This is a genomic window from Candidatus Eisenbacteria bacterium (assembly GCA_018831195.1).
Taxonomy (GTDB): Bacteria; Eisenbacteria; RBG-16-71-46; order CAIMUX01; family JAHJDP01; genus JAHJDP01.
In genome coordinates, this window is the sequence record JAHJDP010000119.1 from 111,211 (window position 1) to 122,835 (window position 11,625).

Genomic DNA, 11,625 nt, shown 5'->3' on the forward strand with positions numbered 1-11,625 from the left:
TCTCGCAGTCTTTATCTCACGGCCTTTATCTCGCGGCCTTTATCTCAATGAGCTATAGAGGCATACCATAAGCGTCTGCGCGGGTTTTTTGCAAGCGGAAGGGAAAAAATCTTTCGGACCCCGCTTAACAGCATGACACCATGATGGTTCGGACGCCGGGCTCCCGCTTACAAGAAGGTCCGGTAGGCTCTATAGGTATCCGGATAGTAATCCCTGAAGAGGCGATCCATCTCATCGATCGCCTGATGAAGGACGGCGACCTTTTCGTCGTGGGGAATAAAAGCGCTCTTGAATCCGTTAATCAGGATCCGCCGCAGGTCATAAATCGAAAATCCAAAGGTCCGGCAGGCAAGATCCAACTCATTGGTCATTGTGGTCCGGGAGACGAAACGATTATCGGTGTTGAGGGTCACGCGCAAAGCGCTGTCGAAATAGGCCTTGAAAGGATGCGTTCCAAAGCTCTCGGTGGCTCCGGTATCGACATTGCTTGTTAAACACATCTCCAGAGGGATTCTGTGATCCCTGACGTAATTGTGAAGATCCGGATCTTCCATCAGACGGGTTCCATGTCCGATCCGGTGCGCGCCGCAGTAGTGTATCGCCTGGTTGATTGAGGCCGCTCCGAATCCTTCGCCCGCATGAACCGTGCAATTCACATTATTATTGAGGATTGTATAAAAAGCCTTCAAATGATCCTTCGCCGGATAATCTTTCTCTGCGCCGGCCAGATCGAAGGCGACTACGCCGCGTCCTTTGTAATTGACGGCGTGCCCCGCCAGGCGAAGGCTTTCTTCGGGGCTGATGGTGCGGATTCCGCAGAGAATCACGCCTGAGCGGATCCCCAGCTTATCTCTCGCTTCATTCATGCCCTCCACGACCGCGTCGATTATCTTTGTTGTCGTGAGCCCGGCATTGTGATGAAGGGTGGGGCTGAAGCGGACCTCCAGATATCTGACATTCTCATTATGCGCATCTTCGGCGAGTTCATATGAAACTCGTTTCAGGGCATCCGGCGTTTGTAATACTTTGAGAGTGGTTTCAAAAATCTCAAGATAGGTTGGAAGCGAACCATGCGCCGCATCGAGCCAACTATCCAATTCATCGAGTGAATTGACAGGAAGGGAAATCCGCTGCTCAGCCGCCAATTCCAGCAAGGTCGTCGGCCGCAGACTGCCGTCGAGATGCACATGCAGATCGGTTTTAGGGAGTTGCGCAATCAGGGATCGCGGAACACTTTGCTTTGTCATCCTCTTGCTCCTGCCGGGGGATCGCCCCTGTAATGTATGCCGCCGGTGCGGACCGGAATTGATGAAGGTTTCCAACCCAAGCGTTGAAGCAGGGCGCGCCTTTCCTCATCCGCCTTACCTATAATATCGGCCGGATTAAAACCCGGGTACTCGCCTTCACAATAAATCCGACGGCCCGCCATATAAACCTGCCGCACCCGGAGGGGATCGCCCTCTTGAACAATAACGTCATGTGGATCTGTATGATCCGATGGATCGCCCCAGGGCCAGAGAGCGATCAGATCCGCCCGGCGTCCCTCTTCAAGGCGGCCGATCTCATCATCCCAACCCAGCGCCCGCGCGCCGCCGAGGGTCGCCATCTCCAGGGCGTGTCTCGCCGTCAGGACACCGGGACCGGAGCGTATCGAGGAGACCAGAAGCGACCGCCGCATCTCCTCAAACATGTTCAGGCTGTTGCTGCACGCGGCGCCGTCGCATCCGAGTCCCACCGCAACGCCGGCGCTCCGGAGAGTTCCAATATCTGCAAGGCCCGAGCCCAGTTTCAGATTGCTCGAGGGGCAATGGGCGACGCGTGTTCCCGAGGCGGCGAGCCATTCCACCTCCCGCCGGCCGATCCAGATAACGTGCGCCAGAGTCATGCCGGTTCCCAGAAGACCCCGCGACTCAAAATAGGCGATGGGGGTGCGGCCGATCATTTTCCGGCTTGTCTTATTCTCCCACGGCGTCTCGCAGGCGTGGGTGTGAATTCTCCAACCCCGCCCTTCCTGGATTTCTCCGATCCTTTTCCAAGCCTTGCGCGAGACCGATAGGATGAATCGCGGGGCGAGGGAGGCCCGGATCGTTCCATTCCCGCGGCCATCCCATGCCTTCCCAATCTCGACCGCGCTGCTGATCGCGGCGTCGGTGGTCTCAATGAGCCCCTCAGGGACACCCTCACCCGTATCCATGAGCGCCTTGCCGATGACACCGGAGAGCCCCATTTCCTCCAAGACCAAACCGATCCGCTCTGTGTGATGGACGGTGCCCATATCCAGAACGGCCGTGGTCCCCGAACTGATCAGCTCCAAGGCGCCGAGGCGGGCCGAAGCCTCCAAGGAAGCCTCTGTATGAGCGGCTTCGAGGGGCCAGATGCGATTCTTCAGCCAATGGTGGAGGGGAAGGTCCTCAGCCATACCCCGGAAGAGGGTCTGGCAGAGGTGGATATGGCTCTGAACAAAACCGGGAAGTACCCAGGCCCCTTCAAGATCCATGACCTCGGTTCCCGGCCCCGGCTCGGGGAGATGGGATCCGATCGCCGATATCCGGCCTGCATCTATCTCAAGGTCGCCATGGATGACTTCCCAAGTGGGGCTCAGGTGAAAGATATGGATGTTCTTCAGACGGAGCAATGAAACCTCATCCGGGTGTCAATGAACCTTAGTATCGGGGCGGAATATTCTCTATATTCTTGTAGGACACCATGGCAATGTCAACCCGGGCAAATTCTATGAGAACTCTAATAAATACGGAAAGCATCGCCATCCGCACCCGTCAGCTGGCGGAAGAGATCTCGAGGGATTATGAGGGAAGGGTTCCTGTCCTCGTGGGGCTTCTCAAGGGATCGGTCTACTTCTTGTCGGATCTGATCCGCTACATGAGCTGCGAGCATGAGGTCGACTTCATCTCGATCTCGAGTTATGGAAGTTCCACCGAATCGAGCGGGATTGTGCGGATGCTCAAGGACTTGGAACGGGATGTCAGCGGCAGGGATCTCATCATCGTTGAGGACATTATCGACAGCGGTATCAGCCTGGACTATATCTGTCGGAATCTGGCCTCAAGAAATATCCGCAGTCTCAGGATTTGCACCCTGCTCGATAAGCGGGATAGGCGGGAGCGGGAGGTCGACGTCCATTACGTCGGGTTTATCATTCCCAATGAATTCGTCGTCGGGTTTGGGCTTGATTTTGCGGAACGTTTCCGGCATCTCAGCGAGATCGCCGTGATGGAATCCGAGGACCTCGAAAATATTTCGGAGTGAGGCATGCGCACCGGGCTTGTTTTAGGTAATCTGGTGGCGGAAATCCGCCATCCCGACCTGGCGGGACTCAAGCTGCTCTGGGTCGAGGGGCTGGATATCGATGGCCGTGCGACGGGCAAGCGGGAGCTTGCGGTCGATTGCGTTGACGCCGGCGCGGGTGACAGGGTTCTTATCTTCGATGAGGGGAACGGCGCCGCGCAGATTTTAAAGAGGTCGCGCGGAGCGATCCGGACTCTGATCGTCGGTGTGGTGGATGCGATGGAACGGACCGCGGAGGTTCCGGAAATCAACTCTTCGCCTAAATAGGGGGGGATGGTGGCGAGACGCATTCTAATCGGTATCGCCGGAGGAACAGCCTCCGGGAAAACTTTGGTGGCTCAGAGACTTGATGACGAGTTGGGTTCCAAAAAAGTCCGGATTCTAAAACTCGATTCCTACTATCGCGATATCTCTCATTTGTCAAAGGGAGAACGGAGCCGGCAGAACTTCGATCATCCCGATGCGTTCGAGATGAGCCTGCTGAGAGAGCATTTGAAAATCCTGCTCGAGGGCGGGAAGGTTCAGGTTCCCGTCTATGACTTTAGCAAGCATATGCGACTGAAAAACACCGTCGTCGCAGGGGGCGAGCAGATCTTTATCCTCGAGGGGATCCTGGTGCTGGAGGATCCCTTTCTGCGGCAATTGATGGATATCAGGGTTTTCATCGACGCCGACGCCGATATCCGATTGCTGCGCCGTATCCGCAGGGATGTGAAACTCCGCGGCAGGACGATCACATCGATCCTGGATCAATACGAACAAAGCGTCCGGCCGATGTATATGCAATTTATCGATCCATCAAAAAGGTATGCCGATATCATCGTGCCCGGCGGTGGGATGAATGAAGTGGCGATCGATTTGTTAAAGGTTAAGATTCAAAGTCTGCTGGCCCAGGGGGAAGCGGAAGAAAGAGCGGCGCGGGCGAAGCAATCCGCAAACAAAAAGAAGAAAAAGAAAAAGAATCCGCCGGCCGGCGCCGAAAAGTCCAACCGGAGACCGGCGTCATGAGCCACGACCTGCCGCGCAATACCGGATGGATCGAGGTGATTTGTGGAAGTATGTTCAGCGGCAAGACCGAGGAACTGATCCGCCGCCTCAGGCGCGCGCAGATCGCCAAGCAGCGGGTCAAGATATACAAACCCGTGTTGGACGACCGTTATGCCGCCGATTATCTTGTTTCCCACAGCCAGATAAAGATTCCATCGATCGCCATCCACAAACCACAAGAGATATTGGAAGGCGCGGAGGAGGCGGATGTTTTGGGGATCGATGAAGCGCAGTTCTTTGATGATTCGCTCGTCTCGGTTTGCGAGTATCTCGCTGATCAGGGAAAGCGTGTCATTGTCGCCGGATTGGATCAGGATTACCGCGCCGAACCCTTCGACCCGATGCCGCAGCTTCTGGCCGTTGCAGAGTATATCACAAAAACCCTGGCGATTTGCGTTGTCTGCGGGAATCCGGCCAATCGGACGCAGCGCCTCAGCGGCGGATCTGAGCGCATTGTCGTTGGGGCCACGCAGTTGTACGAGGCCCGCTGCCGCCGATGCTTCAAACCACCGGGCAAGGATGAGGCGGAGCTGGTGGAGCGCAAGGATTCCAAGCAAGGATCTTCCAAGACAGAACGGGAGGAAAAATAATGAAGCGGTGGGCAATGGGTTTCTTGACGGCCGGGCTCGTTCTGTCGGTTCTTGGCTGCGGTGGGGATTCAAAAAAGGCTGTCGAATCGAAGATTCACGTCGGTCTTGTCTTTGATGTCGGCGGTTTGGGCGACAAATCGTTTAATGACAGCGCCCATCAGGGTCTGCTTCGCGCGAGAGATGAATTGGGTGTTAGTTTTGTATACCTCGAACCGGGAGAGGGGAGTGATCGCGAGGAAGCCCTGCGGATGATGGCCACCGGGGATGCCGACATTATCTTCGGTATCGGTTTTCTCTTCACCGATGATATCACAAACGTCGCCAATGAATTCCCGGATAAGAAATTCGCTTGTGTCGACTATGCCGTGAAGGATGATTCACCCCTTCCTGAAAACCTCGCCGCCATCAAGTTCCGTGAAGAAGAGGGTTCTTTTCTTGCCGGCGCCCTTGCGGCGATGGTGAGTAAAACCGATGCGGTCGGATTTATCGGCGGGATGGAAGGAGCATTGATACGAAAATTTGAAAAGGGCTTCGCCGCAGGGGCCCGGCACATCCGACCTGGTATACGGGTTCTGGTGAACTATGCCGGCGTGACGGGGGCCGCTTTTAAAAATCCGTCGATGGGCAAGGAGCTGGCCTTGGCGCAATACGATTCGGGCGCCGATATCATTTTTCACGCCTCCGGCGGAACCGGGTTGGGTGTTTTTGAAGCGGCCCGCTCCCGCGATCTCCTGGCGATCGGCGTCGACTCCGATCAATGGGGCGAAGCCCCCGGTCATGTCCTGACAAGCGTGCTGAAGCGGGTCGATGTGGCGGTGTTCAAGGTGATCCAGCGGACATTAAATGATGATTTTCCACAGGGGATTCAGATATTCGGCCTGGCCGACGGCGCGGTGAGCCTGGTGATCGACAAGAATAACCGCCAATGGATCACGCCCGAGGTCGAGCAAAGGCTTCGCGCTCTGGAGAATGAGATTGTGAAAGGGATCATCAAGGTTCCGTCATCCTGAGATCTCCGCAATGAATCCAACCGCTCAGAGCCCGGTGCTTGAGGCCCGGGAGATAACAAAAAGCTTCAGCGGTCTGAAGGCCAATGACGGCGTTTCGATCGCGTTCCGGCCTGGGAAAGTACATGCCGTCTTAGGTGAAAACGGCGCCGGCAAAACGACGCTCCTCCGGATCCTCTACGGCATGCTGAGCCCCGATACGGGCGACATTTTCTCCCACTCCCAAAAGGTCGCCATCACATCTCCGCGCGTCGCGCGGCGGCTGGGAATCGGCATGATTCCACAGCGCCTTCTCATTGTTCCCGCTCTCAGCGTTATGGAGAATCTCTATCTCGGCCATGACGGATTCCGGGATCTCCGGCCGGTCAAATGGGACCGGGCCCGGGAGAGGGTGCAATCGCTGATGACATCCTACGGCTTGGATGTTCCGCTGGATGGACGCGGTAAAGATCTCAGCGTCGGACAGGCGCAACGGCTGCAAATACTCAAAGCCCTTCTGCAGGGCGCATCGATCCTGCTTTGCGACGAGCCGACGGCGGTTCTGGCGCCGTCCGAGGTGGAGGGACTCTTTTCAACCATCCGACGTCTAAAAGAGAACCGGTCGGCGATCGTTTTTATTACACATAAATTGGCTGAAGCGATCGAAATCGCCGATGACGTCACGATTCTCCGCGGCGGCAAAGTCGTCGGCGGGGGACCGGTTGAACAATTCGACCGCCAACGTCTGGCCGAGCTGATCGTGGGGCACCGCCCTATCGATACGGGCCGGCGCGAGAGCCGGGCGCAGGGTCCGGTGGTCTTGTCGGTCGATGGGATTTCATCAGAGGGACCCGGCGGTTTGGACGATGTCAGTTTTGATCTCTGCGGCGGGCGCATTGTCGGCATCGCGGGCGTTGAGGGGAACGGCCAGAGAGATCTGCTCGAAATTCTGGGAGGCATCAGGAAATGGAGCCGGGGGCGGATCCGATTCCTTGAGCGCGAATGGAAGGCTCCGGGCCCGATGCCGCCGCGGGCGGTCGACGCGATACCGGATGAGCGGATCGGCCTGGGCCTTATCGCATCGCTCCCGATCCGGGAAAATGTTCTACTGGGTCATCTTGACCGGCGCACATTGGCGGGATCGATCCGCCTGCATCGCCGGGCGATTGATGAATCGACCCAGCAGGTGATGGAGGCCTTCAATGTACAACCTCCGCAGGCCGATCTGCCCGTGGAAGCCTTGAGCGGGGGAAATCAACAGCGGCTTCTCCTTGGCCGGGAGATACTTCGCAACGGTCCTCTACTGATCGCGGCGCAGCCGACCCAGGGTGTCGATGTGGGGAGCCGGGCGGCCTTGCATGCCCGTCTTCTGGAGGAACGCCGCGACGGCCGCGGCATCCTTCTCATCTCATCCGATTTGGAAGAGATATTGGACCTGTCGGATGAAATTATGGTTCTTTACCGGGGGAAGATATTGTATAAGACGGTGGCGGAGGCGGTTGATCAGAACAAGCTGGCCGGATCGATGGTCGGCTGGGGCGCGTAGGCTGAGGCGCGGTGGCTGGGAATGCGTGGGTCAGTTGTCGGGGAGGCGCAGCACGAGGTCGGGCCGCAGCGTCAGCTGTCCGGCCGGTTCCAATCGGGCCGCGATGAGGCGCAGAGGCTCCCCGGTCAAAGGATGAATGAAGTCGGGCGCCACTTCAGCCATGGGAACGGCCAGGTAGGCCCGCTCGAGCAGTTCAGGATCGGGTAACGTCCACGCGGGTGTTTTGAGGATGATCGACCCGAGCAGACAGAGATCCAGATCGATGATGCGGGGGGCATACCGATCGGCCGATCGGCGCCGGCCCAGCGCGACCTCGATGCTCTTCAGTTTTGTGCGGATCTCTTCCGGCGCCCCCTCGGTCTCAAGAAGGACCGCGGCGTTAAGGTAATCGGGTTGCGGTGTCGGGGAGAGGGCGGCGTTTTGATAAACCCGAGATACCCTGATCGGCCGACCGACATCGCCGATGCGGGCGATGGCCGCGGTTAGATAGCGCGCGGGTTCGATATTGGAACCGATGGAGATAAACGTGGCTTCAGGCAAAGTCTTCCGTTCCTCTTTCAATCTCGACGCCGACGGATTCGGCGTAACGGAGGGCTCCCCGTTTCTCCACCCGGACCCGGACCCTGTAGATATTGGACCATCTGAAGCATATCCGCGCGAGATCATTGGCCAGGGCTTCCACTGTATATCGGGAACTCGTTTCCACATGCTCGATCAGTTGCTTCGCCAGTGTCCGATAATTAACCGCGCCCTTGAGGTCGTCGGATGCCGCTGTGGCCCGGGTGTCGGTAAACAAGGTCAAATTGAGCAGGATATCCTGACGGGTTTCCCGCTCCCAATCATTCACGCCCAAAATGCCCCGAACGAGAAGATTGCGGATGAGTATTCGATCCTCCATGATGAAGCCCCCATTTCGCGTTGGTTCCGAGATTGGCCGCTCAGACTCTCACAGAGAGTTTCGGCGGTTCGGCACCCCCGCGCAAGCCGAATGGAGCGATTGTGAGAGAGAACGGTTTAAAAAACGATACTGGTAGGAACGAACGCGGTAGGAACGAACGCGGTAGAAACAGGCGCGGTGGGAAAAAAAGTCGAACGATATCGGCTCTCAGAAGTCTCGATACTTTTCTCCCGCTGATCCTATCTCTCCTCACTCTGGTGGTTTTGGGCAGTCTCATGGCCCTCCTCCACGGCGTGGCGCCGTATGATATCGGGCGTCTTGTTTGGAAGCATGTCCTCAGCACGCCGTATGGTCTCAGCCAAATTCTCTTTAGGGCGACACCGCTCATTTTCACCGGACTTGCCGTGGCGATCGCCTTTCAGACCGGATTGTTCAATATCGGCGCTGAAGGGCAGGCGGTGGTCGGTTCCCTGGCTCTGGCCACGGTTGGTTGTACATTTTCAGGGCTGCCGGCGCTTCTCCTCTGGCCGCTGGTGCTGGGGGCGGGGCTGTTCATGGGCGGCTTTTGGGGATGGATCCCCGGCTGGCTGAAGGCGCGATGGGGGACGCATGAAGTTATTAATACAATTATGCTGAACTTTATCGCCCTGGCCCTCTCCAATTATGTAATCAGCCATCACCTCGCCATGCCCGAATCGGTGCGCACGGCGGATGTGGCCCCGTCGCTGTGGCTTCCCCGGCTTTCGGGTCTCTGGCCCGCAACGCAGGGAAGCCCCGTGAATCTGAGTTTTGTTATCGCCGTTTTCCTGGCGATCGCGATCCACTTCTTTCTTAAATCGACACGGGCGGGATTCGCGCTCCGGGCCGCGGGGCGCGGGCCGCGGGCCGCCCTGTGGGCGGGTGTCAAAGTCAACCGGGCCATCATCCTGTCGATGGCTCTCAGCGGCGCGATGGCCTCCTTGGTCGGGCTCAACACCGTTTTGGGATATAAACATTATTATGAAGACGGCATGACCGGGGGCGTCGGTTTCATCGGGATCGGTGTCGCTCTGTTGGCGCGCAACAACCCGATCGCGATTATACCATCCGCCTTGTTTTTCGGCTTCCTTTCTTTCACAGGTTTGGCCATCAATCATCTCGTACCAAAGGAGGCGGTTGATGTCCTGACCGGCGCGATTCTGATCTTGGCGATTCTCGCCGAGGCTTGGCGGCGGAAACGGAACCGGGCCGTCCGGGCTTTCACAAAAAGATCCGGCGAGACAGGGGGAGGCGGCGACAAATGATTAGTCTGATCACTTTTATCGCGCAGGCCCTCAGGATTTCCGTCCCCTACGGTTTTGCCGCCGTCGGCGCCTGCTGGTCGGAACGCAGCGGTGTTGTGAATATCGCCCTCGAGGGGATTTTGTTAAACGGCGCTTTCGGCACGGCGGTGGTCACCATCTCGACCGGGAACCCCTGGCTGGGACTCCTCGGCGGCCTCTTGGGCGGTCTCCTCACCGCGGCGGTTCACGCCCTGGTTGTTGTGTCCGGCAAGGCGGACCAGATCGTCTCCGGTCTCGCGATCAATATTGCGGCCCTCGGCGGCACGCGGATGGGGCTGAAGGCGCTCTATGGAAGCGTCAGCAACAGCCCCCGCATTCCCGATCTGCCCCATCCCGATCTGGAGGGCGCGATGGCCGCCCTCCCCGAGGTTCTCGGACATCCACTATTTATAGGGGTCCTCGTTCTCACCGCCCTCTCCACCTGGATTCTCTTTCGCACCGGATTCGGTTTGGGTATCCGCGCCGTGGGCGAAGATCCCGAGGCGGCCGACGCCGCCGGTTTTGTCGTCGCCAGGATGCGATGGACGGGGGTTCTGATCAGTGGTCTTCTCGGCGGGATGGGGGGCGCTTGGCTGGCCTTTCACCAGCACTCTTTTACCGAGGGGATGTCGGCGGGTCGCGGCTATATCGCACTGGCCGCGATGATTGTCGGCAAGTGGAGGCCATGGGGCGCTGCGGCCGCCTGCCTCCTCTTCGGCGGCGCTGAAGCCTTGCAGCTGCGCATCCGTATTGAGATGATCCCAAATCAAGCCTTGCAAGCCCTGCCATATCTGCTCACAATGATTGTCCTTGTCCTTTGGGTGGGGCGGGCCGAGGCGCCGGCCGCGGTCGGCAGCCCGTATGAAAGAGGAGAATCAAAGAGCTCGTGATGATAGACCCTGTCGACAACACCTTGTTTCCCTGGTGGGAATCCCTGGCCCCCGCCGCTGGTGCGGTGAAAAAGATCCTTGCACAAAACCCGTCGTCAAAACTCGACGCTTTTCTTGTTCTTGGTTCCGGGATGGGGGATGTGATCAAACGCTGGACTCCGCTGGCGACATGGCAACCGGGTGAATTGCCCGGGGCGCCGGTCTCCACCGTCTCCGGCCATGCCGGCGCCTTTCATCTGCTCGAGGTGGGAGGGAAGCGGGTTCTTGTACAACAGGGACGCGTCCATCTCTATGAAGAAGGCGATCTCGATAATGTTCTCTTTATGACGCGGCTCGCCTACCGGCTCGGCGCTCGCTGGCTCCTTCTCACCAATGCGGCGGGAGGCATTGATCCGCGATTGGAAGCGGGGATGCTGGTGATCCTCGAAGATCAGATCTCCCTCTTTATGGGCCGCGGTTTCGGCTGGAGCCCCAGCCGTCTCACACCGCCTCGTACAACTTATCCCATCGGTTCTCCCTTCCATCCCGGATGGGTGAAACGCCTGACCCTCCTCGCGCGCGAACTCAAGATTCCGGCGCAGAAGGGGGTCCTTGCCGGCGGATTGGGACCCAACTATGAGACGGCCGCCGAAGTTAATGCGTGGAGACAGGCCGGAGCGCATGCCGCGACGATGTCGACGGTGATGGAAGCCTTTGAAGGGCGCGGCTTGGGGCTGTTGGTCGGCGGGATCTCGTTTATCTCCAACATGGCGACCGGTCTCAGCAAGGCCGACCTCACGCACGAAGAGGTCATCGCACTCGGCCGCCGCGCCGCGCGCAGCATTGGTGAACTGCTCGAGAAGGCGCTTATCGAAGGGCCATAGCGGCGGGATTTCCAGGAATCAGATCTATGGCTGTTAACCGGAAGGGTGTTGGTTCGAGTTGCACCCGGGGAGCCGCGATGAGCCGCCTCGAAATGGGGTGGCTCTTTTGGTTGACGCTGACGCCGGTAGCTTAGGACATTGGGGTTCGCTATATCTGTAAGTGTCATAGAGTTTTGCGGTTGCGGCATTCTGAACGGG

General features: G+C 58.1%; 13 protein-coding genes. 9 read left to right on the forward strand and 4 right to left on the reverse strand.

What is annotated here, in order from left to right; genetic code table 11:
* Positions 1-167: 167 nt before the first annotated feature.
* Together add and KJ970_21085 are read right to left on the reverse strand one after the other, a co-directional pair.
* Positions 168-1,247, reverse strand: coding sequence for an adenosine deaminase (gene add / locus KJ970_21080; GenBank protein ID MBU2693419.1), 1,080 nt, complete (start codon positions 1,245-1,247; stop codon positions 168-170).
* A complete protein-coding gene (locus KJ970_21085) occupies positions 1,244-2,635 on the reverse strand; it encodes an amidohydrolase family protein (GenBank protein MBU2693420.1) in 1,392 nt (463 codons plus the stop codon). Before KJ970_21085 ends, add begins: the two co-directional genes overlap by 4 nt.
* Positions 2,636-2,712: 77 nt before the next feature.
* Between KJ970_21085 and hpt the strand changes: the two genes are divergently transcribed.
* From hpt to KJ970_21115, 6 genes are read left to right on the forward strand one after another with little or no spacing between them, the layout of a single operon-like run.
* Positions 2,713-3,267, forward strand: coding sequence for a hypoxanthine phosphoribosyltransferase (hpt, locus tag KJ970_21090; protein ID MBU2693421.1), 555 nt, complete (start codon positions 2,713-2,715; stop codon positions 3,265-3,267).
* Positions 3,268-3,270: 3 nt separating this feature from the next.
* Positions 3,271-3,573, forward strand: coding sequence for a EutN/CcmL family microcompartment protein (locus tag KJ970_21095; GenBank protein MBU2693422.1), 303 nt, complete (start codon positions 3,271-3,273; stop codon positions 3,571-3,573).
* Positions 3,574-3,582: 9 nt separating this feature from the next.
* Complete coding sequence (gene udk, locus KJ970_21100; protein MBU2693423.1) at positions 3,583-4,314, forward strand: uridine kinase; 732 nt, start codon at positions 3,583-3,585, stop codon at positions 4,312-4,314.
* The gene (locus tag KJ970_21105) at positions 4,311-4,943 is read left to right on the forward strand and encodes a thymidine kinase (GenBank protein ID MBU2693424.1); all 633 of its coding nucleotides are present in this window, start codon (positions 4,311-4,313) and stop codon (positions 4,941-4,943) included. Before udk ends, KJ970_21105 begins: the two co-directional genes overlap by 4 nt.
* Positions 4,943-5,953 carry a BMP family ABC transporter substrate-binding protein gene (locus KJ970_21110; protein ID MBU2693425.1) on the forward strand — a complete coding sequence of 337 codons (1,011 nt, stop codon included), beginning with the start codon at positions 4,943-4,945 and terminating at the stop codon, positions 5,951-5,953. The genes KJ970_21105 and KJ970_21110 overlap by 1 nt, the downstream gene beginning before the upstream one ends.
* Before the next feature lie 34 nt (positions 5,954-5,987).
* Entirely contained in the window at positions 5,988-7,475 is a 1,488-nt protein-coding gene (locus tag KJ970_21115) for an ATP-binding cassette domain-containing protein (GenBank protein MBU2693426.1), read from the forward strand.
* Between the two features lie 30 nt (positions 7,476-7,505).
* Here the strand turns inward: KJ970_21115 and folK are convergent, their stop codons facing one another.
* Both folK and KJ970_21125 read right to left on the reverse strand, forming a co-directional pair.
* Positions 7,506-8,036 (reverse strand): 2-amino-4-hydroxy-6-hydroxymethyldihydropteridine diphosphokinase, encoded by a 531-nt coding sequence (gene folK / locus KJ970_21120; GenBank protein MBU2693427.1) that lies wholly within the window; start codon positions 8,034-8,036, stop codon positions 7,506-7,508.
* Complete coding sequence (locus tag KJ970_21125) at positions 8,008-8,373, reverse strand: dihydroneopterin aldolase (protein MBU2693428.1); 366 nt, start codon at positions 8,371-8,373, stop codon at positions 8,008-8,010. The genes folK and KJ970_21125 overlap by 29 nt, the downstream gene beginning before the upstream one ends.
* Positions 8,374-8,648: 275 nt before the next feature.
* Here KJ970_21125 and KJ970_21130 point away from each other — a divergent pair, with 275 nt between their 5' ends.
* From KJ970_21130 to KJ970_21140, 3 genes are read left to right on the forward strand one after another with little or no spacing between them, the layout of a single operon-like run.
* Positions 8,649-9,656 carry an ABC transporter permease gene (locus KJ970_21130; protein ID MBU2693429.1) on the forward strand — a complete coding sequence of 336 codons (1,008 nt, stop codon included), beginning with the start codon at positions 8,649-8,651 and terminating at the stop codon, positions 9,654-9,656.
* Positions 9,653-10,564 (forward strand): ABC transporter permease, encoded by a 912-nt coding sequence (locus KJ970_21135; protein MBU2693430.1) that lies wholly within the window; start codon positions 9,653-9,655, stop codon positions 10,562-10,564. The genes KJ970_21130 and KJ970_21135 overlap by 4 nt, the downstream gene beginning before the upstream one ends.
* Complete coding sequence (locus KJ970_21140; protein MBU2693431.1) at positions 10,561-11,427, forward strand: purine-nucleoside phosphorylase; 867 nt, start codon at positions 10,561-10,563, stop codon at positions 11,425-11,427. The genes KJ970_21135 and KJ970_21140 overlap by 4 nt, the downstream gene beginning before the upstream one ends.
* Positions 11,428-11,625 lie beyond the last annotated feature (198 nt).